The 24,922-nt window shown below is 64.8% G+C and carries 26 protein-coding genes; 3 read left to right on the forward strand and 23 right to left on the reverse strand.

All coding sequences use genetic code 11. The features are described 5' to 3' along the window. Nucleotides 1–78: 78 nt before the first annotated feature. The 5 genes from ACNQPL_RS12785 to ACNQPL_RS12805 form a co-directional block, all read right to left on the reverse strand. Nucleotides 79–1,047, reverse strand: a complete 969-nt coding sequence (locus ACNQPL_RS12785; RefSeq protein ID WP_416466934.1) for a FecR domain-containing protein — start codon at nucleotides 1,045–1,047, stop codon at nucleotides 79–81. Further along, a complete protein-coding gene (locus ACNQPL_RS12790; protein WP_387526213.1) occupies nucleotides 1,044–1,547 on the reverse strand; it encodes a sigma-70 family RNA polymerase sigma factor in 504 nt (167 codons plus the stop codon). Before ACNQPL_RS12790 ends, ACNQPL_RS12785 begins: the two co-directional genes overlap by 4 nt. 568 nt (nucleotides 1,548–2,115) lie before the next feature. After that, a complete protein-coding gene (locus tag ACNQPL_RS12795; protein ID WP_416466936.1) occupies nucleotides 2,116–2,310 on the reverse strand; it encodes a DUF1737 domain-containing protein in 195 nt (64 codons plus the stop codon). A 187-nt stretch (nucleotides 2,311–2,497) separates the two neighbouring features. Beyond that, nucleotides 2,498–4,045: a J domain-containing protein gene (locus ACNQPL_RS12800; protein ID WP_416466938.1), complete on the reverse strand. Its 1,548-nt coding sequence runs from the start codon at nucleotides 4,043–4,045 to the stop codon at nucleotides 2,498–2,500. A gap of 3 nt (nucleotides 4,046–4,048) precedes the next feature. Continuing rightward, nucleotides 4,049–5,743: an Hsp70 family protein gene (locus ACNQPL_RS12805; protein WP_416466939.1), complete on the reverse strand. Its 1,695-nt coding sequence runs from the start codon at nucleotides 5,741–5,743 to the stop codon at nucleotides 4,049–4,051. 656 nt (nucleotides 5,744–6,399) lie between these two features. On the opposite strand from ACNQPL_RS12805, the gene ACNQPL_RS12810 reads away from it, so the two are divergent. Next, on the forward strand, nucleotides 6,400–7,122 hold the full coding sequence (locus tag ACNQPL_RS12810) for a tellurite resistance TerB family protein (protein WP_346616056.1): 723 nt from the start codon (nucleotides 6,400–6,402) through the stop codon (nucleotides 7,120–7,122). A 27-nt stretch (nucleotides 7,123–7,149) separates the two neighbouring features. Here ACNQPL_RS12810 and ACNQPL_RS12815 read toward each other — a convergent pair whose 3' ends face one another. Together ACNQPL_RS12815 and ACNQPL_RS12820 are read right to left on the reverse strand one after the other, a co-directional pair. After that, nucleotides 7,150–7,458 carry a chorismate mutase gene (locus ACNQPL_RS12815; protein WP_346616057.1) on the reverse strand — a complete coding sequence of 103 codons (309 nt, stop codon included), beginning with the start codon at nucleotides 7,456–7,458 and terminating at the stop codon, nucleotides 7,150–7,152. A 126-nt stretch (nucleotides 7,459–7,584) separates the two neighbouring features. After that, on the reverse strand, nucleotides 7,585–8,133 hold the full coding sequence (locus tag ACNQPL_RS12820) for a YdeI/OmpD-associated family protein (protein ID WP_346616058.1): 549 nt from the start codon (nucleotides 8,131–8,133) through the stop codon (nucleotides 7,585–7,587). 435 nt (nucleotides 8,134–8,568) lie between these two features. On the opposite strand from ACNQPL_RS12820, the gene ACNQPL_RS12825 reads away from it, so the two are divergent. Continuing rightward, nucleotides 8,569–9,489, forward strand: a complete 921-nt coding sequence (locus tag ACNQPL_RS12825) for an NAD-dependent epimerase/dehydratase family protein (protein ID WP_416466940.1) — start codon at nucleotides 8,569–8,571, stop codon at nucleotides 9,487–9,489. Between the two features lie 17 nt (nucleotides 9,490–9,506). Here ACNQPL_RS12825 and ACNQPL_RS12830 read toward each other — a convergent pair whose 3' ends face one another. Continuing rightward, on the reverse strand, nucleotides 9,507–10,751 hold the full coding sequence (locus tag ACNQPL_RS12830) for an MFS transporter (protein WP_416466941.1): 1,245 nt from the start codon (nucleotides 10,749–10,751) through the stop codon (nucleotides 9,507–9,509). Nucleotides 10,752–10,837: 86 nt separating this feature from the next. Continuing rightward, nucleotides 10,838–11,086: a CsbD family protein gene (locus ACNQPL_RS12835; RefSeq protein WP_346616060.1), complete on the reverse strand. Its 249-nt coding sequence runs from the start codon at nucleotides 11,084–11,086 to the stop codon at nucleotides 10,838–10,840. A gap of 185 nt (nucleotides 11,087–11,271) precedes the next feature. Here ACNQPL_RS12835 and ACNQPL_RS12840 point away from each other — a divergent pair, with 185 nt between their 5' ends. Continuing rightward, complete coding sequence (locus ACNQPL_RS12840; RefSeq protein WP_416466942.1) at nucleotides 11,272–11,967, forward strand: GntR family transcriptional regulator; 696 nt, start codon at nucleotides 11,272–11,274, stop codon at nucleotides 11,965–11,967. A gap of 59 nt (nucleotides 11,968–12,026) precedes the next feature. On the opposite strand, the gene ACNQPL_RS12845 is transcribed toward ACNQPL_RS12840, so the two are convergent. The 14 genes from ACNQPL_RS12845 to ACNQPL_RS12910 all read right to left on the reverse strand — a co-directional run bounded on the left by ACNQPL_RS12845 (nucleotide 12,027) and on the right by ACNQPL_RS12910 (nucleotide 24,922). Further along, entirely contained in the window at nucleotides 12,027–12,245 is a 219-nt protein-coding gene (locus ACNQPL_RS12845; protein ID WP_346616062.1) for a YceK/YidQ family lipoprotein, read from the reverse strand. Nucleotides 12,246–12,353: 108 nt separating this feature from the next. Continuing rightward, nucleotides 12,354–14,825, reverse strand: coding sequence for an alpha/beta fold hydrolase (locus tag ACNQPL_RS12850; protein ID WP_416466943.1), 2,472 nt, complete (start codon nucleotides 14,823–14,825; stop codon nucleotides 12,354–12,356). Between the two features lie 9 nt (nucleotides 14,826–14,834). Beyond that, the gene (locus ACNQPL_RS12855; RefSeq protein WP_416466944.1) at nucleotides 14,835–16,277 is read right to left on the reverse strand and encodes a TIGR01777 family oxidoreductase; all 1,443 of its coding nucleotides are present in this window, start codon (nucleotides 16,275–16,277) and stop codon (nucleotides 14,835–14,837) included. Further along, nucleotides 16,270–16,755 (reverse strand): cell division protein, encoded by a 486-nt coding sequence (locus ACNQPL_RS12860; RefSeq protein ID WP_416466945.1) that lies wholly within the window; start codon nucleotides 16,753–16,755, stop codon nucleotides 16,270–16,272. Before ACNQPL_RS12860 ends, ACNQPL_RS12855 begins: the two co-directional genes overlap by 8 nt. A 51-nt stretch (nucleotides 16,756–16,806) precedes the next feature. Continuing rightward, entirely contained in the window at nucleotides 16,807–19,035 is a 2,229-nt protein-coding gene (gspD, locus tag ACNQPL_RS12865) for a type II secretion system secretin GspD (RefSeq protein WP_416466965.1), read from the reverse strand. Between the two features lie 2 nt (nucleotides 19,036–19,037). Continuing rightward, on the reverse strand, nucleotides 19,038–19,550 hold the full coding sequence (locus tag ACNQPL_RS12870; protein ID WP_416466946.1) for a hypothetical protein: 513 nt from the start codon (nucleotides 19,548–19,550) through the stop codon (nucleotides 19,038–19,040). Next, on the reverse strand, nucleotides 19,547–20,158 hold the full coding sequence (gspM, locus tag ACNQPL_RS12875) for a type II secretion system protein GspM (protein WP_416466947.1): 612 nt from the start codon (nucleotides 20,156–20,158) through the stop codon (nucleotides 19,547–19,549). Before gspM ends, ACNQPL_RS12870 begins: the two co-directional genes overlap by 4 nt. Continuing rightward, entirely contained in the window at nucleotides 20,142–21,179 is a 1,038-nt protein-coding gene (locus tag ACNQPL_RS12880) for a type II secretion system protein GspL (protein ID WP_416466948.1), read from the reverse strand. Before ACNQPL_RS12880 ends, gspM begins: the two co-directional genes overlap by 17 nt. Further along, complete coding sequence (locus ACNQPL_RS12885) at nucleotides 21,176–21,889, reverse strand: type II secretion system minor pseudopilin GspK (RefSeq protein ID WP_416466949.1); 714 nt, start codon at nucleotides 21,887–21,889, stop codon at nucleotides 21,176–21,178. The genes ACNQPL_RS12880 and ACNQPL_RS12885 overlap by 4 nt, the downstream gene beginning before the upstream one ends. After that, nucleotides 21,886–22,491: a prepilin-type N-terminal cleavage/methylation domain-containing protein gene (locus tag ACNQPL_RS12890; protein WP_416466950.1), complete on the reverse strand. Its 606-nt coding sequence runs from the start codon at nucleotides 22,489–22,491 to the stop codon at nucleotides 21,886–21,888. Before ACNQPL_RS12890 ends, ACNQPL_RS12885 begins: the two co-directional genes overlap by 4 nt. Then, nucleotides 22,488–22,850: a type II secretion system protein gene (locus tag ACNQPL_RS12895; protein WP_346616072.1), complete on the reverse strand. Its 363-nt coding sequence runs from the start codon at nucleotides 22,848–22,850 to the stop codon at nucleotides 22,488–22,490. Before ACNQPL_RS12895 ends, ACNQPL_RS12890 begins: the two co-directional genes overlap by 4 nt. Continuing rightward, nucleotides 22,847–23,287, reverse strand: coding sequence for a GspH/FimT family pseudopilin (locus ACNQPL_RS12900; RefSeq protein ID WP_416466951.1), 441 nt, complete (start codon nucleotides 23,285–23,287; stop codon nucleotides 22,847–22,849). The genes ACNQPL_RS12895 and ACNQPL_RS12900 overlap by 4 nt, the downstream gene beginning before the upstream one ends. Nucleotides 23,288–23,289: 2 nt before the next feature. Next, nucleotides 23,290–23,712, reverse strand: a complete 423-nt coding sequence (gspG, locus tag ACNQPL_RS12905; RefSeq protein WP_346616074.1) for a type II secretion system major pseudopilin GspG — start codon at nucleotides 23,710–23,712, stop codon at nucleotides 23,290–23,292. Nucleotides 23,713–23,722: 10 nt separating this feature from the next. Then, nucleotides 23,723–24,922, reverse strand: a complete 1,200-nt coding sequence (locus ACNQPL_RS12910; RefSeq protein WP_416466952.1) for a type II secretion system F family protein — start codon at nucleotides 24,920–24,922, stop codon at nucleotides 23,723–23,725.

Below are 24,922 nucleotides of genomic sequence, written 5' to 3' on the forward strand. Positions count from 1 at the left end.
GTATGCCGGGCGAAAAACAAAACCCCTTCACAAACCGCTCATTTTTTTCTCACCTGCCGAAGTCGAGGTGTAACGAGATCAAACGCCAAGGCGAACCCAGTATTGAGTCATGGACCGCAGGCGCAGGCCATGCGTCTGGGCGATGAAAGCCAGCGTCCCGTAGGTGTCTTCGAGATTGAAATTGCCGCTGATCCTGCGCTGGGCAATCCGTGACTCGCATCCAAGGTAACCGTTGCGGTAGCGGCCTAGTTCAGCGAGCACGTCGGCCAGGGGCATCTCACGTGCAACCAACACGCCGTCGCGCCAAGCTGCCGCATCCTCGGCATTGCCAGGCATGCGCTGCACGCTGCTGGCCGTCATCGCCCAAGTCTCCCCGGCTTGGGCAACGGCGGCCTCACCGGCCAGCGGTTGCAACTTTACCGCGCCCTCGGTTACGCCCAACAGGCAGCTTTGCTGGAGCCTGCGTACGCTGAACCGGGTACCCAAGGCTTCAAACGCACCGAATGCTGTCGACACCTGCAGTGGCCGGTGCCGCGTGCTGGAGCGATCGGCACCGGTGGCCAGGTACAGCTCACCACGCAGCAGCTCCACCACACGTGCATCGACGTCGAAGCGCAGGCGCACAGCACTGTCAGTATTGAGCTCCAGCAGGCTGCCATCGCTCAGTACCCATCTTCGATGCTCGCCAACGCCGGTGCTGTGATCAGCGACCAGACGTTGCCAGGAAAACTCATCGCGACCGGCCCATGCAAACGTTGCCGATACCCCCCCTAGTGCGAGCAGATTGAGCACCTGACGGCGCTGCAGCCGCGCCTCTGGCAGCTTGCCCAGCGCCTGACGTGCCAGCCCCGCAGGCATGTTGCTGAAGTGACTGCTCAGGCTCTGCAAGCGCGCCCAAGCCATCCGATGCGACACATCATTGGCCAGCCAAGCCTCAAAGGCGTTGCGAGTGGCCGCGTCGGGTTCGTTATAGGTAATACGAATGGACCACTGGATGGCCTGCTCGAGCGCCTGTTCCGGCAGGCTTTGCAGCCCGGCGTCTTTCAAACCGGTGCCTCGAACATCAGGTGATAGCAATGGCGCAAAGCCTTGGCCAGATCACGTTCGACGGTCGACAGCGAAATCCCCAAGTGTTCGGCAATGCGCGGGCAAGGCAATCCGTCGAGCTGGGCCATCAGGAAGATGCTGCGCATGCGCTCAGGCAATGTGTCCAGCATGCGGTCGATGCTGACCAATGCCTCAATGGCCAACGCACTGACTTCCGGTGACGGCACTTGCACCTCCGGCAGCCCGGCCAAGGTTTCCAGCCAGGCCTGTTCTATGTCCCGATGCCGCCAAAGGTCTATCACCAGGCCCCGTGCGATGGTACGTAGATAGGCGCGTGGCTCCAGCACAGCGGGAACCTGACGGCGCTGCAATATGCGCAGGAATGTGTCATGAGCCAGGTCTGCGGCATCAGCTGCATTGTTCAAGCGTGTGCGCAGCCAGCTTTGCAGCCAGCCGTGGTGCTCGACGTAGAGGTGTTGCAGGGAGTGCGGAGCGGACATGCCGAAAGATTCCATGTCGGTGTTATTGCTAATCAGTCGCATTATTGCCTGGGATGGGCGATGCTTGCCAGATGCGTTTTGAGGCTCGGAGGAAAATGGTAAGGGTCTGGTGGGCGCACCCCTCAGACATAATTGGCCAAAAACAAACGTAGGAGCGGATTTATCCGCGATGCGCCGCGCGGGCGGCGCTCGATCTCATAGGCGCAGACGATGTCATGGCGGCCACCCGAAGGCCGGGGCCGCTTCGCGGCCCATCGCCGGCAAGCCCGGCTCCCACAGGTACTGCGCAGGCCCGGGGACTGGTTATATCTCTGTGGGAGATTGCCCAGGCCTTCGGGCTGCGTTGTCGCGCAGAGAACAAAGCACGCGAGTGCGCCGCATACCCTGTGGGAGCGGCTTCAGCCGCGAAGCGCGCGCCGCGGTGGATGGCACCGGCTTTGCCGGTGTTCGCGGCTGAAGCCGCTCCTGCAGGATCCCCGCCAAATCAGTAAGTTAGCGTTTGTTCTGTGGGAGCCGGCTTGCCGGCGATGAGGCCGGTACTGACTACACAGCGTTGGGGCGGTAGCCGTCAGTGACCAGCGGCCTGCCCAGACCAAACAACGGCCTGCGCCACGATCACATCCTGGCCATTGAACGTGAGCGAAGGCCCGCCATGCAGTCGGTAGCCGAGTTCCAAAGCCTCACTGACCCGCCGGCAAAAGCCAGCGTCATCGGGGCCCGTCAGCACGCGGTAGATCGGTAGTCCATTCGGAGGTTGGGTCATCTTTAGCTTCCTTGAGTTGTTTCGCCAACAAGCAGCGCTGTGACGCCGCTGTGCAGCCACGGCAAAGTATCGCGCTTCGGCGCGTTGCTCCAGCTCGACACAGCCGTGTTCCTGCAACCCTTGCAGCGCGGTCTTACCTTTGCCAGGAAAGGTCGTTCGGGAGTGCAGGCTTGGGTGTCAAAGGCCATCAGGATACCAATCGCACCCAACCGATCACCACCACCATCACGCTGCAAAGCAGCCACTGCACGCCACTGAGCCCGGCAATCCGATACACCGCCTGCAGCGGCCTGCGCCAGCGGTAGTCGCGGGCCTGCGGCCCCCAATCGGCTGGTTGCAGCAGGCCGATGATGCCAATTAGCACGTAGGTGCCCAGGCCAAGCGGCCCCAGCCAGTGCCATAACAGCAGGGCCAGCCCCAGCAACGGCCCTGCGTTGCGTATGACCAGGTGGCGGCGGTCACGGGTGATGCGCTTGCTGACGCACCAGGCGCTGACGCGTTGATCGATGTCCTGAAGGCTGGCGGCAATCTGTGCCCAGTGGCCGAACAGCCACTGGCCCATCTTCGCTGCAAGCAGCCCACCCGCCGCGTAAAGCGGGAGCATGATCAACGTGGTGACAGGGTCCAGCTTGGGCAGGCCATTGAGCGCCAGGGCCAGTGTGATCACAGCGGCGGCGCGCTTGACGCCATGGGGCGGGTCGCGGGGCTCGACCAGCGTTTTCCAGAACCAGGCGTCATGGTTGGGGAACATCCCCAACAGGTCGGGGTAGCGCGCTGCGAACGCCTCTGACAGGCGCTCGCAGGCTTGCCAGTCGGCCTCGACGAAGGCGGCGGCCAATGCCTTTTGCCGCTCAGGTTGGGGCGCCAACAGAAACAGCGCGGCGGCGTTGGCATCGGGGCTGGCTTGCGCCTCGCGTCGATCCGCCAGGCTGCGAAGGTGGCTCAGCCAGGCTCGCTGCTGGTAACGCCTGCGCAGGGTTTGCCAGTGCTCGTCCGCAATCGGTGGCTCGGCACCTGATGCGTTCCAGGCGAATATCTGGCACAGGTGCTCGAACAGCTCGGGCGGCCAGCCTTCATCGTCCAGCAACAGGTTCAGCACGTGCACTTGAAGCGCTTGGCGACGCTCCAGGTCCGCTAGCCAGCCTTGGCGACTGGCCCGCTCGAGCATGCCGCTGAAGCGCTCATGCTCGCCTGCGGCCAGTGATTGTTCGAGCGCGTTGTAGAGGGTGACAGCGAGTATGAGCGCCAGGCGCTGCTGTTCGGCGTCCGAGGCGGGAAACTGCTGCCAAGGGGTGAGCCACTGACGCTGTTCGATGCCCCAGTGCAGGGTATGGGAATGGGCCGACGCTGCGCGCAGGCAACGCTCGAACAACAGGCGTTCGAAGACGCCCTCGATGCCTTTTGCTTGCGCTTCGGGCCAGACCTGTTCGATGGCCGAGTCGACGAACCCGTCAAGCAATGCAACGGCTTGCTCATGGGCTGAGCGCGCGTGAAGCGTACGGCTGGCGGGTGGTGTGTCGGGCGGTGGCGCGCGTTCGGTAACTTGAGCATCCGTGCGCTCCCCCTGCAGCGCCTGCAGCGCCTGTTCATAGGCGTCGCGCAGCTGCTGGAACGCGGCCGGGTCTTCGTCTGGTCGCGTGACCTTGAGCAGCTTGGCGTACTGGCGCTTGAGGCTTCGCTCGTCGCACGCGGATGCAAGCTCCAGCACTTGCCAGCAATCGGAAACTGAGTTCATCGGTCAGCGTCCGTCGCTGCTTTCGAATGATGCCATGCGCGCGCCCAGCTCATGGCGCGCCTGGCCAATGACACGTTCATCCTGGCTGGCAAGCGCCTCTTGGAACCGCGTGGCCCAAAGGTCTACCAGCTCGCGACGCTCGCCCAGGCTTTCTTGGTACAGGCGCTCCAGGCGGGCGACCAGCAGGGTGTTGACCTGCTGGTCGCGTGGGTGCACTTTCAACGCTTCGAGCTTGTGCAGGCGTTCGGCAATGTCCTCGGCACTGAGCACGCCGGGGTTGTTCTCGATGACCAGCGCGAACTGCTCGCCAGTGATGGGGATGCTGACCTGGCATTCGAGCAGGCCGTTGCTGTCGTAGGTGAAGCGCACATCGAGGTCAACCACGCCCTTGTTCGGCGGCACCGGGATTTCCAGTTCGCCCAGGGGGATGTTGTCACGTACCAGGCGGCTCTCGCCTTGGTAGATCTGCACCTGCACGATCTCTTGCGCTTCATGCACTGTGCACACGGTTTTCACTCGGCTGACCGGGACGGTGGAATTGCGCTCGATGATCGGCAGATAGTGCCCACTCTCATGTTCGTTGCCCACCCGGCGCGATGTCGCGATGCCAAGGGTATAGGGGCAGACGTCGGTCAGCACCACTTCTTCCAGGGCCGCGTGCCGTGCCTTCAAGGCGGCCTGCACCGCAGCGCCGAGCGCCACGGTTTCGTCCGGGTTCAGCTGCACCGAAGGGAAGCGGCCGAACAGGCTGGCAGCCAGCTTGCGTACCAGCGGCATGCGCGTGGCGCCGCCCACCAGCAGCACCTGGTCCAACTCGTCGCTGCGTATGCGGGCATCACGCAGGGCGCGTTCCACAGGGTTGCGCAGCCGCTCAAGCAGGGGCTCGAACAGCGTGGCCATGGCCTGCTGGGTGAAGGTGTGCTGCCAGCGTCGCGCACCGACCTGCAGCACGAAATCGCTGGTGGGCGAGTGGCCCAGTGCGATGCGTACCCGCTCGGCCTCGCGCTGCAGTAGCGGGCTGATCGACGCGCTATCCGGGAAGTGCGGATCTTCCGCGTGGGCCTGGATAAACTGCCTGGCCAGCAACTGATCGAAGTCCTCGCCACCCAGGTAGTTGTCGCCTGCGCTGGCACGGACCTCCATCACGCCGTCGAACAGCTCGAGGATCGACACGTCGAAGGTACCACCGCCCAGGTCGAACACCAGAAACGACGACTCACTGCCCTGCTGGGGGAGGCCGTAGGCGAGCGCCGCGGCGGTCGGCTCATTGACCAGCTTGTCGACTTTCAGCCCGGCCAGCTCACCGGCGATGCGGGTCGCCTTGCGCTGGGCATCGCTAAAGTAGGCCGGCACGCTGATCACCGCTTCGGTGACTGTCTCGCCATACGTGCGCTCGACATCTTCCTTGAGGCTTCTGAGCAGCATCGCCGACAGCTCTTCGGGGCGAAACGGCGTTGCGCCCAGTTGCAGCGTGCGGGCACTGCCCATATGCCGTTTGAATAGCGCCGCGGTCAGCGACGGGTGTGTGCACAAGCGTTCGCGGGCAGCCTGGCCGACCAGTATCCGGCCTTCGTCGTCGAGCCCGACCACAGACGGGGTCAGCAATTGCCCCAGAGCATTGGGCACAAGTTCACTGGTGTGTTCGTTCCATACCGCGACCAGGCTGTTGGTCGTACCGAGGTCAATCCCGACAATCATGGCGAATTCCTATTCGTTGCGAATGCAAGTTTACGGTGCTGTCACCGAGGCAGAATGCGAAACCTACCGCAAAAATGCAAAAAGGCAGGGCCTGCTTGAACTTCATCGACTATTGAGGCTCTTGGATACCGCTCCCGGCTGATGGCAATGTGTCAGCAGCTGAGCGCCCTGGGACAAGACAAGGATGAAGACAGTGCAAGCAAGCAGGGTATGGCTAGGACTGCTGAAGCGCGTTTGACGATGTGATCAACGACCTGAACTCCACGAGCTGCAGCTGAGCCATTGTGGCGACTGCGCAATGGGTCGGTAGCTGCCGTTCACCAGCGGCCGCTTTCCAGCTCTGATTTGGCGGCGATCCTGTAGGAGCGGCTTCAGCCGCGAACACCGGCGAAGCCGGTGCCATCCAACGCGGCGCCTGCTACAGGGTATTCGTCGCGCTCGCGGGCTTGACATAACTCGCAGCCCAGCTTACCGACCGCTCAAGTTAGCGTTTGTTCTGTGAGAGCCGCGCCTGCCGGCGATGGGCTGCGAAGCGGCCAGGGCCTGCAGATGTCCGCCCACCTACCGGCTTACGTCGGCCAAACGGTCATGGCGGATTACCTTGACGGGACTATCGTTGCTTGTCGGGGCAAACACTACCGACCGAGGGCGGTGCCATGAACACTAGCGATCTGCTTGAACAGTTGCTTCGAGCCGGGCAGGGCGCGCAAGCGCAGCAACGGAGCGGTGGCCCATCATCGCAAGGCGGGTTGGGCGGCGGGTTGGGCGGCTTGCTGGGCGGTTTGCTTGGCGGCGGTGGTGCAACGGGTGGCGGTGGTGGCCTTGGTGGTTTACTGGGCGGCATTCTGGGGGGCGGCCGCAGCGCTGACGGCTATGCCCAGGGGCGCACTGCGGGGGGCGTCAATTACGCGGCTTTGGCATCGTTGGGCATGATGGCGTTCCAGGCCTATCAAAACTGGCAGCGCAGCCAGGCGGCAGCGCCGCAACCGGCCATGCGTACCGTCGACCAGCTGTCCGGCGCCGAGGCCGAGGGCCACAGCCATGCCATCTTGCGCGCGCTGATTGCGGCCGCCAAGGCTGACGGTCGCATCGACGCCCAGGAAGAGCAATTGATCTACAGCGAAATCAAACGCCACACCGACGACCCGCAACTGCAGCAATGGCTGGATGACGAGGTCAGCAAACCACTCGATGCTGCCGAAGTGGCACAGTCGGCCCGGGACCCGGCAATGGCGGCAGAAATGTACCTGGCCAGCGTGATGCTGGTGGATGACCAGCAGGCCGCAGAGCGGGCTTACCTTGACGAGCTGGCCAGCGCCCTGCAAATCGACCCGACCTTGCAGGTGCACCTGGAACAGCAGGCCAAGGGTGCAGCCTGAGCGGGCCCGATGAGCCGCGCTTTGTCATCAGGATGCAGAGTGCTCGCTGGCTAGCTGCGCATGGGTGCTCAGCTCTTCAGCGATGAAGGCCGAGATCATCGCCCGGTAGACTTGCTCCACCACCTGGGCCGAGGCACCGGTTTCATCCGCCATTTGACGAACCTTGCTGATGACTTGCTCGACCCGCGCAGGTGCACGCACATCATCGGTGGTTTTCTTGAAGCCCGCCGCTTGCGTCACGAGCCTTCCGCGTTTGGCGAGAAGAGAAACGATGCTGCGGTCGATCTCATCGATGCGTTGGCGGACTTCGTCCAGGGAGTTGCAACGTACATCCATTATCTGACTTCCTTTTCATGTGCTTTTGAGGGCGGATCAGGCCTGGATTGTAGCCCTCAGTGAATGCCGCTCTCGTTGAGCAATTTGCACGCCTTCCCAGGCATATCCAACGAAAACCATCACTCGCTATTGCACCTCTGGCGCACGGAAGGCCTTGCTGTAGTAGCCAGACGGATCGAAACAGCACACATGCTTCTTGCCGGATGCAAGCATGTCGCATGCATTGGCAATGCGTTTTGCGCGCGTCGCGGGCTGTTTGGCTGAGGTCATCCAGTGTATCCAGTCCACTCGCGCGAGGGTTGTCGTACTGTTCCAGACCTCCCGCGCTTCAGGGGCGTTTGCCAATGCGTTCTCCAAATCCGCTGGAACCTCGGGTTCGGGCTCCTTCTTCACAGGGGCCAACTCCAGCGCAACGGTGTCGCCAATGGCCGCGTTGGCGGCTTGGAGTAACGCAGGACTGATCTGCAGCCAATGGCTCAACTGACCATCCGGCTCAAGGGTTGCCTTGAAAGGCTGCCCATTGATTGTCCCATCAACGGTTGTTCTTCCGCGTCTTGGAAGTTGTGCACTCACGGCCTTTGGCAACACCACGAATGCCCATGCCGCATCAGTTTCAGGTTTTGCCGGACGAAGCAGCTTTGCTTCGAATCGGGATTTCACATTGGTTGTTGTCATTTCGAGGCCTCCAGTCCCGGCGCCAGGTTCAGCCGCCAGATGAGGATGCTGGCGGAGCCGCGCACGCTGTATTAAAGGTCGAAACCTGCGCTTGCCAATCGGGCCTCATCGCCGGCAAGCCGGCTCCCACAGGTACCCCGCAGTGCCGTGGGTTATCTTGTACCTGTGGGCGCTGGCTTGCCAGCGAAGAGGCCCGGTCAAGCGACGGAGATTCCCGCGATACAATGACCCACAGACAACAAAACAACCGTCGGCAGAACCACTGCCAGGATGCCCATGAGCACCCCTTGCGGCATTCACCACGCTTATAAACCGAGATTTGCGCCTGAAGAAGCCCTGGCAATGCTTGACCTTGAACCTTACTTCAACCCTAAGGTATGAACACTGGCGCCGCCTGAGGCAATCCGGCCCGCCGTCCAGTTTCGAGGAAATCGCATGCAAACCATCTTGGGCGCCACCGGGCAAATTGCCGTGGAACTGGCGCGTGAACTGAACCGTTCTTTCACCCAGGAGCTGCGGCTGGTCAGCCGCCGTCCACGCAAGGTCAACGACGCCGACAGCCTCATGCCCGCCGACCTGCTCGATGCGGCGCAGGCCGCCAAGGCCGTGGAGGGCAGCAGCATCGTCTACTTCACGGCGGGCCTGCCGCCAGACACCCAGCTGTGGGAAACGCAGTTCCCGGTGATGCTGAAGAACGCCCTGGACGCAACGCGTGCGGCAGGGGCCAAATTCGTCTACTTCGACAATACCTACATGTACCCGCAGGACGACCGCCTGCTGACCGAAGCGACCGAGTTCGCGCCAGTCGGCCGCAAGGGCAGGGTACGTGCAGCCATGGCGACCATGGTGCTGGAGGAAATGGCCCGGGGCGAGATCCCTGTGCTCATCGGACGTGCCCCTGAGTTTTACGGCCCGGACAAAACCCAAAGCATCACCAATAGCCTGGTCATCGACAAGCTCAAAGCTGGCAAGACACCGCGGGTACCGGTGCGCGATGACACGCTGCGCACGCTCATCTGGACGCCCGATGCCAGCCGTGCGCTGGCGGCGCTGGGCAACGCGCCGGATGCGTTCGGGCAAACGTGGCATTTGCCCTGCGACGACGACCGCCTCACTTACCGGCAATTCGTGGCCCTGGCCGCCGAGGTGGGCGGTCGCAAGGCGGATTATCGGGTGCTCGGCAAGTGGCTACTGACGGCTGCCGCCCTGGTATCGCCACAGGTCCGTGAGCTGCGGGAGCTTCTACCGCGCTACGCGCAGGACAACCTGTTCGATTCCTCCAAGTTCAAGCAGCGCTTTACGGCCTTTGAAGTGACGCGTTATCGCCAGGGGCTTGAGCACCTCCTGGCGGGCTGACACAAGCTGCGTGATACCTAGAACGGCGCAGGCAACGGCGCGTTGGCATCACCGGCATATCGCGTTTCCGGCATGGCCACCAGCAGCAGCAGAAATGCTGCCCCGGCAATGCCCGCCAAGGTCAGAAATGCAGCACTGTACCCCGCTGATTGCACCACCAACCCGGCAACCCCCGGGCTCAGTGCCGCGCCCAGACCGAACAGTGCCGACAGGGCCCCAAGGCTGGCGTTGAAACGCCCCGTGCCTTGGGTCAGGTCCTTGACCACGACCGGGAAAAGCGCCCCGAATACACCCGCGCCGATGCCATCGAGCAGTTGCACCGCCACCAGCCAGAACGGGTCATCGGACAGCACGTAGAGCACACCTCGCAGCGGCAGTATCAGGAACCCGGCCAGCAGCAGTGGCTTGCGCCCCCAGGCGTCGGCCTTGGCGCCCACCAGCATGGCCACGGGCACCATTACCAGTTGAGCCGCCACGATGCAGGCGCTGGTCAGCGGGGTGGCCAGTTGCAGGTTGGCCTGGGCGAGCTTCTGGCTGACCAGCGGCAGCATGGCCGCGTTGGCCAGGTGAAACAGCGCGCAGCACACCGCGAATACCAGCAGTGGTCGGTTGTGCAGCAGAACGCGCATGCCCACCGGTTGGGCATGTTCACCCAGCGTGCCGTGGTTGAGCCCACGCGCCTGTTCGTGGTCGATGGCATCGGCCGGGACCCGTCGTGTGGCGATCATGCTGGCCACGGTCATGGCGGCCATCAGATAGAACACCACCACGGGGCCGAAGAGGTACGCCAGCCCACCGGCTAGCAACGCCGAGCAGGCATTGCCCGCGTGGTTGAAGGTTTCATTACGCCCCATGCGTCGTGTAAACGCCTTCGGCCCGCTGATGCCGAGCGAGATGGCGGCAATCGCAGGGGCAAACACCGAGCCTGCGATGGCGCCAACAGCCTGGGTCAGGGCCACCAGTCCGAACGACGATATCCATGGCAGTACCAGGCAGCTGCCGGTTACCAGCAAAGCGGCAATCGCGACCACCGCCCGTTTTGAAGGGGTTCTGTCTATCAGGGCGCCGGCCGGGGCTTGGGTGAGCAGCGCACAGACGCCCGCCAAGGTCATCACCAAGCCGATGCTCGCCGGCTCCCATTTATGCACGGCGAGCAGGTAGATCGCCAGGTAAGGGCCCAGCCCATCGCGGACATCGGCCAGGAAAAAGTTCAGCCAATCGAGCGCCGGGTCAGATGTGCCGGTGCGCACGCGAGGGTTCAATTGCCACGCTCCCTAAAATGGCCGAGCTGAGGTGAAGGCTGCAGAATGGCGCAGCAGGGGCCTTCTGCGCCACTCAAGCCTGATGATCAGCGGCGCAGCAGGCGGGATACAACCAGCGTGATGGCTGCACCAATCGCCAGGGCGGTGATCGGTTTTTCTCTGACGAAAGTGGAGACGTTGTTCAGGGCATCACCATAGCTTTTGGTGAGCTGGCCGGCTGCCTGGCGCCCGTCGCCCTCGGCCTCCAGTGCCGGGTCCTCGATAAAGCGGCCTACCGCACTCTGCGCTTTACCTGCGATTTTCTCTGCAACACCTTCAACCTGTTCGCGCTTCATAGTGATCCTTCCAAATGAGTGTCAGTGGGCTTGTTGCACAGGGTTAGGGAGTTGGGGAATCTGATTAGTTCAATGCGCATTGCGACAGCTTGCCTCGGCCACCGGCGCTGAACCGCGCCGATTGCCGCGCCGCATGGGCCGGCGGATAATGCCGGCCGAATGCGTTTCAGGGTTTTGGGGTTGCAATGAAAGACAAGCCGGTCAGCAGCAAGCAGCAGGAAGTCCAGCGTATCGCCGAGGTGCTCGCCAAGGCCATCGCCCAGCATCGGCTGCGGCCCGGTGTGCGGCTGGTCGAGGCGCATATCGTCGAGATCATGCAAGCCAACCGCAACCACGTACAGGCAGCGCTGCAGCGCCTGGCCATGCAGCGTATCGTCGACATCGAGCCCAACCGCGGCGCCACCGTAGCCCAGCCCAGCGCCCGTGAAGCGCGCGAAATCTTCGCCGCCCGCCGTGCGGTGGAGCGGGCGATCGTCGAGGCCATCACCCCGGCGCGTATCGCCGAGCATCAGGCGCGCATCGAACAGCACATGCACGACGAACGTGCCGCGACCGCCAGCACCGACCGCCGCGCGATCGTGCGGGAGCTCTGCGAGTTTCACCTGCTGCTGGGGGAGGTGAGCGGCAACCAGGTGCTGGCCGACATCCTCGACAACCTGATGGTGCGCAGCTCGTTGATCGTCGCCCTCTACCAGCGGGGCGACAGCCCGCCCTGCGCGTCGCACGAGCACCAGGCGATCATCGATGCGTTGCGCGCCGGTGATACCCAGGCCGCCGTGGGCCAGATGATCGAGCACCTGGACGAACTCGAGGGGCAGTTGGCCATCGAGGAGGTAGACGCTGCAGACGTCAACCTGCATCAGGCGCTGTCAGGGCTTTGACCTGCGAGCAAATCCCGGGCGTGTTGCTTGGGATGATCCGGGCCTGGTGCAAGGGGCTGCTACATCACGTGGAGCGAGCCCCCGAGATCGCATTCCTTGTCATCGCCACCCATGCCCTGGGGTAGAAATGCGGTGAGGTCATAGGGCAGTAGCACGGTATCCAGTGCGAAAGAAAACGGCACATCCACCAGCGCGATCCAGGCCCCGCTGTTCTCGGTGGCGAAGTTCCAACCGAAGCGCGTGCCCGGGTAGACGCAACGCTGCCCATCCAAATGCATGAACGTGCTCCAGCAGCCGCTCAGCGTGAGTGGCAACACCAGACCCAGTTGGGTCAGCAATATTTTTCGAACAGGTAGCATAAGGGTTGTCTTACAGTCCTTTGTCGTTCAGGAGGCCCGTGGTGTGGCGAGGCCCGCGCCATGTGCCGCTACCAAGCGCAGTTCACCGTCATGCAAAAGCACCTCGCACCCCAGCCACTCGCTGCCCACCTGCGGGAGTACCGCGGACGGCTTGCGCAGTTCGCGCAGCAAGGTGGAACCATGGGACAGGCGCCCACCCATGCGCGCGATGACGGCGCGGGCGGCTTGATACTCAGCATGGCGGCCGGGGTCCAGGCTGTCTTCGAGGAGGATGTCCTGGCCCAGAATGCCTTGCACCTGGCCGGGGTAGATCATGAAGCCTGTGGCCTGTTCGCTGCCCTGGCTACCGTCCTGCCAGAAGCTGCCATCGCGGCTGCGCACCTGCGGGTGAGGGCCGAACCAGTGCGCCCGCTGCGCTTCGGGCATGGCATGGTGCAGGCGGAAGAAAATCCGCATCAGGTTGTCCCGGTACCACTCGCGTACCTGCAGGTAATAGCCGCGCAGGCCGGGCAGGCCGAGCCTGTGTGCCAGCGTGATGGAGGCCGGCCACGCCGGTAGCGGCTGCAGCGGCAGGTCGGTCAGGGCAGGGCGCGGGGTGCCGGGGTCTGTCTCCCAAGGCAGGCGGTGTGGGCTGTTCTGCAGGTTGTCGTAGGCGGTAGGCGGCCTCCCCAGCAGCGCGCCGCCACTGCTGGCCAGCGCCGTGGCGATGCACAGGTTGCCTTGGACTACGAAGACGTAGAAGCGACAGAACCAGTCGGCCAATTGTTGGCCATCGGCACCGTCGGCGCGCAGTTGCGCCAGCTCCTGGTCGAAACGTTGCAGCCCGGGTGCCAGGTTTTGCAGGTGAGCACGGGCACTGCGCTGCATGCGCCACAGCCGTGGCAGTGACCGCAGCAGACGCAGCGGGCGCCACGGCAGGGCCGGGGTTGCACCGCCGACTTCACCCGAATAGTTGGCGGCCGAGATGCCCCAGTCGGATAAACGCGCGAGGAACAAATCGTTATTGATGTACGAGGCACCGCCGAAAACGGCAGTGAAAGGCTCGTTGTCTTGCAGCACACGGCTGTCCCAGCGCGCCATGATCGCCGGGATGCTGGCGGCGGCGCGGCGTTGGCCATACTCGACGAAGCGGCTGGGCTGTGGCGGCAGAATTTCTGCGATGTTGGCCGAGGTCAGGTGGCGACGCCAGCCATGCTCGCTGATCGGCCGGTATTGCAGCAGCCACAGCTGCTGGCCGTCCCACGCCCACTCGACATCGCCCGGCACGTAGTGGAATGCCTTGAGCACACCCTGCAAAAAGCGCCACAGTGCGGTTGCTGTCAAACCCTGCAGGGCTTGGAACTCACCGCTGCGCCAGGCAGGGCCGAGGCGCGAAAGCGTGGCCCGCTGTGGCGTCGCCTGGCCGTCGGCCAGGGCTTCCAGATGGCCTTCCAGCCATTCCACCTCCACGGCCAAGTGGCGAACGAAGGCGATGCCGGAAACCAGCGGGGTGATGAAGCGCTGCACCACCACTTCCTCAACCCCCTCGCTGCGTAATTGCCTGACGCGTGCCGCGACCTGGTCGCTGGGTACACGCAAGTAAGTGGTGCTAAGGCCTGCGTTGGCGGCATCGGCCTGGTCTTCGCCATAGCTGGATGAACGCACGGCCCATAACGCGTTGGGGGCCGAAGCCAGGAGTGGGGGCAGGCGCGGGTCGGCGCTGTCAGCCAAGGTCAAGGCCTTGGGCACCGGCTGCCCGGCAAGCTCGGCCAGGCGCAGGCGGCCACCTTTGGTGTGGGCGACGAAGCCTTCAGGGCCGGACTCCAGCCAGGCGGCGAACGTGGCCGGTGCGTCGATCCACGGGTAGTGCCCCCAGCCAGCCTGCAAGCTGATGCGCAGGTCGGCGCGGGCGAGTATCGCCGACCACGCTGCAGCCTGCGCGATACCCAGCACCTGGTCCTGGTCGCCCCATACCAGCTCGACCGGGTCGGTTATCCATTCCAGCAGCGGCAACGCGGTGTCGGCACGCAGCTGGTCCCAGTAGGGCACAAAGGCCCTGCAACGGCGGTAGCCTTCGCCCATGCGGCGGTATTGCGCAGGTGTCCAGCGCTGCACGGAAAACTTGTGGGCGAACCAGTGCGGCTTATGGCTGAGCAGCCAATGGATGCCTTTGCGCAGGGGCAGCGGCGACATCAGCGCCGGCAGGCGACGTTGCCACAGGAATGCGCCGACCGGTGCCAGCAGTACGCTGCGGCTGAAATGCCCCGGGCGGCGCTGCAGTGCATGCAGCACGATCAACGCGTTGACGCCGACCGCCAGGATTGCCTGGCCAGGGCGGGTAAGGCGCAGCAGCGCTTGCGCATAGTCGGCCAGGTCTGCGCAGGGCGGTTCTGGATTGTCACCGAACCCCGGCAACTCCAAGGCTTGAACCTGGTAGTGCTGAAAGTGCGGGATGGCATCCTCCCACCAGTCGGCGGCGCTACCATTGCCCGCCAGCAGGTACAACAAGGGCTTGCTCATGATTGCTCCTCAGGCCAGGTCACGCAGCGCGCTATCGAGCGTCGGGTAGTTGAAGCGGTAGCCCGACTGCTCAAGGCGAGCCGGCAACACGCGCTGGCCATCGAAGAACAGTTCGGCCATTTCGCCGGCCAGGGCACGCACCGGCGCTGCCGGAACATGCAGCCAGACGGGGCGCTTGAGCAGCTTGCCAGCGGTGGCAGCAAACTCGGCCTGGCTGACGGGCTCGGGTGCGACCATGTTGTAGGTGCCTTGCATCGAGGGGTCAGCCATCGCACGCGCCATGACCTGCAGCACATCGTCACGGTGCACCCAGCTGATGATCTGCTGGCCATCCCCCATGCGCCCGCCCATGCCCAGGCGCAACGGCATCAGCAAGGGCGTCAAGGCACCCCCAGGGCCGAATACCACGCCCAGGCGCAGGACTACCTGGCGAGTACCGAACTGGTTGGCAGGGCTGGCCGCCGCTTCCCAGCGTGCGCACAGCTCAGCCATGAACCCGGCACCTTTGTCGGACGTTTCGTCCAGGCGCTGGCTGCTTTCGCGCACGCCGTAATAGCCAATGGCAGAGGCTTGAATCCACAGCGCCGGCTTGTGCCTGGCCTGTTGCATCCAGCGCAGCAACGCCTCGGTGGTGCCCACTCGGCTGGCCAGTAGCTGAGCCTGGCGGCGGGCGGTCCAGCGTGGCCCGGCGACCGGCGCCCCGGCCAGGTTGATGACCACATCAAAACGCTCGTCGTGGCCGAGCTTGTCGAGGTTGCGCAGGCAGCGGGCGCGGCCGTCGAACAGATACGCAGCGCGCAGTGGGTCGCGGGCGAGGACACTGACGGTATGCCCCGCATCAAGCAATTGGTTGACCAGGGTCTCTCCGATAAAACCGGTACCACCGGTCACCAGCACCTGCTGGTAGGCACCGCCTGCAAAAGGGTTGGCCGGCAACCCTCTGCGTTGCATGCGCAGAGTGGCCAGTGCATCGCGGACACCCGAAGCCGTCACGCCAACGGCGAACAGCGTCAGCAACCAGCCGCGCCAGCCGAGGTCGAGTGCAGCCAGGCCAGTGGGCAGGCTGGACCACTGCAGCAGTTGCAAGCCGTACAGGGCGAAGAAGGCCCCTGCGTTGATGGCCAGCACGGTGTGCATGATGCGCTCGATGGCCGGCAGCTTGCGGCTGCGGTCCTCGACCACGAAGTCCCACAGGGTCAGGCCTATTTCCAGGGTGAACACGACGGCCACGATAACCGCCCAGACCCCTTGGAAGGCCACATGGGCGATGCCCAGAAACAGCACGCCGTAGCAGCAGGAGCGCACCGCGTGGATGGCCAGCTCCAGCCGTGCACTGTGGCGTCGGGGCAAAGCAACGGTCAGTTCATGGTGGTAAAGCGTGTCGAGGGCACCGAGCACCCCTTGTATCAGCAGCAGGTTGATGGCCCAGGTCAGGATCGGCAGATCAGCCACGTTCAAGTCCTTTCAAAGTGGTGGTGGGGCGGTCATGGCGGTAAAGCCACAGCAAAGGGGGCAGCAGGGCGAGCAACGCCAGGGCATCGATGACCAGGTGCGACCACATCCCGGCCTGCAGCGACACCAGCACGTCCTGGGGCGCCCATAGCACGATGCCGAACGCCAGCCACGCCCAGGCGCTGTGGCTGCGCAGGCGGTTGCCCAGGTGAATGAGACCGAGCATGTACAGTGAGTAACTTTGCAGGGTGGCGCCAAACAGGGCGAGCCACCAGACCTGCTGGTGGCGAGCCGCTGCCGGAGCGGCCTGGCCCCAGAACGCCTGCTCGATACTCAGTTGATAGGTGCCAAGCAGCGCGGTATTGCCGGCCCAGGTCAGGCCCAGGCCTACCAGCAAGTGCAGCAGCGCGGCCGCTTGCAGCCAGCGCACCAGTGCACGGCGCACACGGGCCTTGTGTGTAGATGAGGGGGGTAGCATTCCTTGTCCTGTCGGCTTCCATGGCGCCGGCCAGTTTACCCCAAGCCTGCCTCAGTGAGCGCCTGCCGATTGCAGCTTGAGCAGTTGCATCTGCTGACGGTAGTCAGCCGTCACCTGCCGCGACTGTTCGGGGTTGTTCACCACCTTGGGCGTGATCAGCACGATCAACTCGGTGCGGTCACGGCTTTTAGAGGTGCTGCCGAACAGCCAGCCCAGGCCGGGAATGCTCGAAAGGCCGGGCACGCGAGTATCGGACTGGCCGTTGTCCTGCTTGATCAGGCCGCCGAGCAGCACGGTCTGGCCGCTCTGCACGGCCACCTGGGTCGAGACGGCGCGGCTGGAAATGCGCGGGTTGGGCTGGGTGGTGGTGACGGCGCTGTCGTCGGCGTCGCTGACCTGCTGCTGGATGTCCATGTACACCAGGCCACCGGGGTTGATCCGTGGCACCACGTCAAGGATCACGCCGGTCTGCACGTACTCGACGCTGCTCAGGGTGGTGTCGGAGGTGCTGGTGTTGACGGTGGTCTGGCTGATCGGGATGTTGTCGCCGACCTGGATCTGCGCCTGCTGGTTGTTCAGTACCACCAGTGACGGTGCCGAGAGCACCTGGGTCAGGCCGCGGGTTTCCAGGGCGCGCAAGGCGACCTGCAGGTTGTTGCTGACAAAGGAGTAGAACATCGAGCTGCTGCCCAGTGCGACGCCACCGGCACCCAGTGCGCCTTGGCTGCCGCTTTCGTTGGCGACGGTGGTGCTGGACGAGTTGCCGGCCAGGCGGCCCAGGTACCACTGCACGCCGAGGTCGAGGTCGCCGGTGAGCTTCACTTCAAGAATGCGCGTCTCGATCTGTACTTGCAGCGGCGGGCTGTCCAGGCGCTTGATCGCTGACTCGATCTCTTTCCATTGGGCCGGACGGGTCCGTACCAGCAGCTGGTTGCTGCTTTTCTGCGCGGTGATGCGTACCGATTCCTCAAGGCTCTTGGCCGAGGCGTCGCCGGGCTCGACGCTGCTGGTGTCGGTTTGTTCAGCGTCGTCGTACGCGTCGCCCGAGGTGTCTTCGCTGTTGTTCTCCTGGCTGCCCATGCCGCCCAGGCCTTGCGAGGACTGGCCAGCGCTACCGTTGAGCGAAGTCAGGCTAGTGGTTTTCAGCCCTGGCGCAACCTTCGCTGCCTTGTCGTCGGCGATCTGCCCCGAGCCGTAGATCTGGCGCAGGTAACGCGCCAGGTCGGCGGCTTTCATGTTGCGCACGTCGTACACGAACAGCTGCGGTTCGTTGCCGCCACCCTCGTCGATGGTCCTGATCCAGTCGCCGACCTCCTGCAAGTATTCCGGTTGTGCGGAGATGGCGACGATCGAGTTGGTGCGCTCGTTGGGCATGAACCTGACCATGTCCGACAACGGCATGCCGCTGTCGGGGCCGAACAGCTTCTGCAGCTGCGGCATGAGTTCCGCTACCGAGGCGCGTTGCAAGCCATAAACGCCGATCGACATGCCTTTGAGCCAGTCGACGTCGAAGGTGTCGATGGTGTCCTGGTAGTTCGCCAGTTCATCCGGGGTGCCTGCCAGGCTGATCACATTGCGTGCAGGGTCCACCAGCAGGAAGGCGTTCTCGCGCACGAACGGTTTGAGCAGTTTCTGCATTTCGCTGGCGCCGATGTAGCGCAGCGGGTAGAGCCTGGCGGCCAAACCGCTGGCCGGCTGGGCGACCGTGGTTTCGGGCACCAGCTTGCCGGCGACGGCCTTGTCTGCAGGCAGGATCACGTAGCGGTCACCCTGGCGGATCATGGCGTTGTCGGTCCACGATAGCAGCGTTTCCAGGATCGCCAGCGCCTGCTGTTTGGTCACCGGCTTGGAGGTAGAGAAGCTCACGCTGCCTTTGACGCCTTGGCTGATGCTGTAGTTTTCGTGCAGCAGGTCGCCCATGACGCTGTTGATCACCGCCTCGATGGGCTGGTCGGTGAAGTTGAAGACGATGTCGCCTTGTTCGGCCTGGGCCTTTGATGCTGCGGGGGAGGCGGGCCGGATGAACCGCTGGTTGCCCTTGATGATCTGCCGGCCAGGCGCCGTGCGCGGGGTGGCTGCGGCAGGTGCGTCGGCGCTGCCTGCGGCGGGCATTTCGGCGCTGGCAGCGGGGGCAGGGTCGCCGGCGCCGTTCAAGGCTTGCTGCATCAGCGCCGGGTCGGTTTGCATGTCGCGCGGCGAAGTGGCGCATCCGGCCAAGGCAACAGCGACGCTCAGGCCGAGCAACGGGGTGAGCAGAGGGTTACGAGAAGCAAGTGGCATGGTCATGGGGTTTCAATACGCGGAAGGGTAATGGCGGAGGCCTTGGACGGCGGCGGCAGGCGCAGCACGGGCATGCTCAGGGTCTGGTTTTGCCCGGCACGGGTGAAGGTGGCGGTCAGCGGGGTCAGCTGGGTCAGGGCCCAGCCGCTGGCCAGCGTTGTGCCCAGTGCGACCTTGCTGGCGGGCTTGTTGCCCTCGCGCAGGAAGGCCCAGCGGGCCTGCCCGTCGAGCACCACACCGGTCAGGGTCAGGTTGGCCAGCGCAACGCTGTGCTGGCCTGGCGTGTGGGGGTCGGGCTGGCGGTCGACACTGAAGATGGGCTGGGCCCATGTGGCGGCGCGCACCGGCTGCGCCAGTTCAGCCAGCGCTGCCGGCGGCAGCCGGGCAGGTAGGGGTGCAGGCGGGTGCGCGGGCAGCCATTGGGGAGGGTTGGGGGCAAGCAGCAGCCAGGCACTGGCCAGCAGTGCACCCAGGTTGATGGTCAGCAGCACCAGGGTTGATCTGCGCAGCTTCATGAGGCGCTGCCCTCTGCCGTTGGGGCGCGCAGGTAACCGCGTATCAGCAGGTGCACCTCCAGGCGCCCAGCGGGGCCTTTGGCCGGCGCCGCGGAGCTGCGACGGATGCTCAGTTGGTCGATGAACAGGCTCGGCTGGCCGTACTCCAGCGCATGCAGCAGGGCGGCCAGTGGCTCGATGGCGCAGGTCAGCGTCAGGCTCACTTTTACCGGGCGATAAGGCTCGGCTTGTTCCTGCTCGGCCGGGGCGATGGGCATGCGCTGGGTGATGTCGCAACCCGGCCCACGTTGCGCCTGGGCCTTGACCTGGTCGACCGCGTGCTGCATCAGGTCGGCGGCGACGGCGTTGGGGTCGTCGCCCGGCAGCAGGCTGTTGCGCTGGGCGGGGTCATTCTGGCTGCGCTTGAGTTGCGCCTGCAGGCCAGGCTGCTCGAGCATCAGGCTGGCGTAGCGGCGCTGCTGTTCGCGCAGGGCCTGGGCTTGTGCATCCAGGCTGCGCAATGGGCCGAGCCACAGGCATTCGAATAGTACGTACCACGATACCCACACCAGCAGGCCAAGCAGGCCGAGCGCAGCAATCTTGCGTTCACGGTTAGTGAGCGGGCGCATTCGCCACCTCCTGTCTGAGCTGCGCGGTGATGGAAAAGCGCTCGCGGCCGGTGGCCTTGTCCGCCTGGATGACGCCCTGGAACTGCGCATGCTCAAGCGTTGTGCAAGCCTTCACCTGGGCCAGCAAGGCGCTGGCGTGTGCGCTCTGGCCAGTGAACGTGACATGCGTACCATCGCGTACTTCCAGTTGCTCCACCCAGGTGTCACTGCCCAGGCAGGCAGTCAGGTCGGCCAGCAGCGCAGTGAGCGTTGGGCGTTGCGCCTTGAGGCTGGTCAGGTAGGTTGAGGCGCCCAGGGTGCTGTCGAGGGTTTGGCGCAACTGCTGCACCTGCTGGGTGGCCTGCCGCTGTACGGCAACCTCGCGCTGCATGGCCTCGACTTCGCCCTGGCGGCGGTCGAGCCATGCCGCTGCCAACAAGACCGTGCAGGCGCAGCAGCCGAGCCAGAGCCAGCGATTGAGCCTGCCGCGGCGGGCGAGCGCGCCGGCACTGCCGATGGGCAGCAGGTCGATTGACAGGCGTTGGCCATGCGGGCCGAGGGCATCGATGCCGGCCAGTTGCACGCCCTGTTCGCCACAGGCCGCGAGCATGTCATCCAAGGCACTGCGGGCGATGGCCACCAGCTCGACCTGGGCCAGTGGTGCCCGGCGATGCACCACGCGGGCGACAAAATGCACCTGTTCGGCGGTGTATGGGGTGTACCGATCAATCTCGTAGGCCAGTACCTGCAGGAGGTTGCCGGTGGCCGCCAGCGGCAAGTCGATGCGCTGCGCCAGCACCTGCGACGCATCCAGCAGCAGCACCGCAGGGCCCTGTTCGCAGTGTGCGGGCAACGGCCACGGCAGTACCCGGGGCGTATTGCCAGTGGCCAGGCGTGAAGCCAGCGCAGGCGGCAGCATGCCCTGCAACTCGGCCAGCCAGGCAGCCAGCCAGCGCGAGGCAAGGCTGGCTTGCCAGCGTGCCTGGTACACCTGCCACTGGCTGCGCCACTGCGCCGCACAACGGGCGGCTACGCGGATCAATCCTGCCACCGCAACACCCGGTACGGCTTGCCGCCGGCATAGCCGGGCAGCAGCACGAAGGTGGCCTTGAGGCGTGAAGCAAAGCCGCTGGGCAGGGTGGCGGTGCTGGTGACGGTCAGAATCTGCCCGGCATCCAGCGCTGGCCCACGGTAGCGCGGCAGGCCGAGTGCTTTTGCCAGGGCCGGTGCGGCCAGGCTCGGGTCGGGTTGGGCAGTGCCCGACCAGACGGTGATGAAGGGCAGGGCGCGGTCATAGAGGGCATAGGACATGCCGGGCAGTTCGCGAAATTCTTCAAGCATTCGCAGGGGTACCTTGTTGCGCCTCTTCCTTAAAGCCTGAGTGATGGTTCTGGAGCGTTCGTCGCTGGCACCACTGGCGCGCAGCAATTGTTCCACTGAGGTGGCCGGTGCTGCGTTGAGGTCCAGCTTGCCGCGCTCGCTGACCACGCTGAGGAGCAGGGTGCTGTCAGCGAACCGCAGGGCGTGGTCGCTACCGTCGGCGAGCCAGCGCGCAGGCCCATCGGCGAGCAGGTTGGCCACGGCCAGGTTGAAACCTGCCTGGGCGGCGAACGCGGCTTGGGTCTGGTTGCCTTGCCAGCGCGCCTGGCGCTGCTGCAACTGCACCGAAACCGCCAACCCGCCCAGCAGCACGCTCAGCAAACCGACCACCCAGAGCACCAGCAGCAGGGCCGCGCCGCGCTGCCGGCTCATGGCCGGCCACCGTCGCCGGACAGGTCGAGCAGCAGGTTGACCTGCAGCAGCGGCCACGCCTGGCTGCCCTGCAGCTGCACCGCCACCCGTATGGCCTGGGGCAAGCGCTCTGGCCAGGGCCACTGCGGTTGCCAGCCGGTGAGCTTGCCCAGCGGCGAGTAGCCGCGGTAGCTCAGCTGCAGCCCCTTGACCCCATCGAGCAAGCGTTGCGGTTCGCCCCAGGCCTGTAGCCGTTGGCCCTGAAGCCTGGCCAGCTGGACCTCCAGGCGCCCGTCACGCAGCGCCAGGCGCTGGCGGTAAATACCGCCGCCCACCGAGCTGGGCAGGGTGGCAAAAAACACCACGCTGTCGTCTTTGCCCTCGAACGTCGTGGTGTGGGCGCCGTTGCCGGTGGCTGCAGCCAATGGCAGTACCTGGCTCAGCGACTGGCGCACAAAGCGTTGCGTGGCGCGCAGTTCGTCGAGCCTGGCGCTGGCGCTCTCGGCCTTGGCCACGGCGCGGTTGGCCGCCACCAGTGCGCCGCCGACCAGCCCGAGCAGCAACCCCAGCAGGCTGATCACCACCAGCACTTCGAGCAGGGTAAAACCGGCCTGGCGCTTCATTTATGGGCCCCGGCTACGCGAGCGCGCAGGGTGCTGTAGTGCGACGTGCGCCCGTTATCGCTCAGGGTGAGGTCCAGTTGGTAGAGCGCCAGGCGCGATGTGGCTGCCGGTACCTGGTTAACGTCGAGCACCCATTCGATGCCCTGCCAGCTGCCGCGTTGCTGGCCCACCGCGAGCTCACCGAGGTCGAAGTCGTCCATCAGCGAACGCGCCGCCGCGTTGTGTCGATCGCTGTTCTGCACCTGCACCAGCGCGCGGCTGCTCTGGGCGAATGCACCCAGCAGGATGGACGACGCCACCACCAGCAGGGTGATGGCCGCCAGCATTTCCAGCAGGGTGAAACCGCGTTGCCGGGTCATGGCAGTGCCCGCAACTGCACGCTGCCGGTCAGCCAGCTCACATCGATACGCCAACGCGCCTGGCCACGGCTGACCAGAATGTTGCCGCCGCTGGCTGCTCCGTCGGGGTAAAAGTCGAACGCCGCGCCCAGGCCGCGAGCGGTTTGCAGGCGCACGGTAAAGTCTTCAGGCCAGCCCTCTGGCTTGCGACCGGGTGCCTGCACCTGCCGGCGCTGCAGGTCGAACCGCGCCCTTACTGGGTGCCCGCTGGCAATGGCTTGCACCCGGGCGCTGCGCAGGGCCGAAACCATGTGCGCCAGCGCGCTGCGCTCGCTGGCCGCGTGCATGCCCCGGCCAATGCCCAGCGCCAGGACCGATGTGGCAACGCCGACCAGCACGATCACGATAAGCACTTCGAACAAGGTAAACCCGTGTTCGCGGGGCGGGCGGGATGTCACGGTTACTCCCAGTTGCCCAGGTCGGCCTTGTACCCTTCACCACCCGATGCGCCATCCTGGCCCAGGAAGATCAGGTCGAAACTGCCGTGGCTGCCGGGGTAGTGGTAGGCGAATGGGTGGCCGAACGGGTCGAGCAGGTCCGAAGGTTTGGCATACGGCCCAGCCCAGCGGCTGGCGGTGGCAGGCTTGTTCAGCAACTGTTCGAGGTTGGCCGGTGGCGCGCCGACATCCAGGGCATAGCTTTCGATCTTCATGCTCAGGCTGGCCAGTTGCGCTTTGCCGGCGCCGTACTTGCCCTTGTCGACGTTGCCACCGACCTGACGCACGACGATGGTCGCGACGATACCCAGCAGTACGATCACGGCGAGCATTTCGAGCAGGGTGAAGCCCGCTTGACGGGCGTTGGGGCGTTGCTTGGAGCGCATGGGCAGGTTCCTAGATATTGCTGGTCAGGCTCATCAGCGGCAGCATGATGGCGAGCATGATTGCCGCCACCATCACCGCCATGACGATGGTCAGGGTCGGCACCAGCGCCGCCAGCAGGCGGTCGATGGTGCGTTTGGCTTCAAGGTCGTAGACATCGGCGACTTTCAGCAGCATGGCGCCGAGGGTGCCGGACTGTTCGCCGACTTCGATCATCTGCAGGGCAAGTTCCGGCAGCAGGGCGTCCGCCGTCAGCGCCAGGGTCAGGCTGCTGCCTTGCCTGACCTGCTCGGTGGTTACGGCAATGTGCTCACGCAGGGCATGGTTGGCACTGACTTCGCGGCCGATGGCCAGCGCGCCGAGCAGGCTGACGCTGTTACTCAGCAGCGTGCCCAGGGTGCGCGCCAGGCGCGCGGTTTCCAGGCGCAGCAGCAGCGGGCCGAACACACGGTTGCGCCATAGGCGCCGGTCCTGCGTGATGCGCCGCTGCGGGTTGCGGCGTGCGGCCAGGCCAAGCCATGTGGCGCCGAGCAATGTCAGCAGGCTGGCCAGGCCCCAGGCATTGACGAATTCGCCCAGCGCCAGCACGGCGCGGGTAACCCATGGGATGGGCACGCCCAGGTCCTGGAAGATGGGGACGAACTGCGGCACCACATAGGCCAGCAGCAGCGCCAGCGAACCGACCACCCCGATGACCAGAAATGCCGGGTAGATCAGCGCGTTGATCACTTCGCCGCGCAGCTTGTGGCTTTGCTCCAGGTAGCCATTGAGCTGCCCGAGGGTCACGTCCAGCACGCCGCCAGCCTCACCGGCCCGCACCAGGCTGGTATAGAACGGCGAGAAACTGCCGGGGTGTTCTTCGAGGGCCTCGGACAGCGGCACGCCTGCTTTTACCTGGTCGCGCACCCGTTCCAGCACCGCCCGCGCAGCGGGCCTGCGGACGTTCTTGACGACGGTGCCGAGCGCTTTGTCCAGCGGCTGGCCCGCGCTGATCAAGGTGGTGAGTTGTTGCGTGAGGGTGATCAGTTCGACCGGTTTGAACACGCTGCGCGCCTTGCCCGGGCGCAGCAGGCGGCTGCCTGGCTTGAGGCTCAGAATCAGCAGGCCGCGGCGCTGCAACTGCTGCGCGGCGCTGGCGCGGTCGCCGGCATCCACCTCGCCATGCTGCTTGCGGCCTTCGCTGTCGAGTGCGCTGTAGGAAAAAATCGGCAC

This window comes from Pseudomonas sp. LFS044 (assembly GCF_047978245.1).
Taxonomy (GTDB): Bacteria; Pseudomonadota; Gammaproteobacteria; order Pseudomonadales; family Pseudomonadaceae; genus Aquipseudomonas.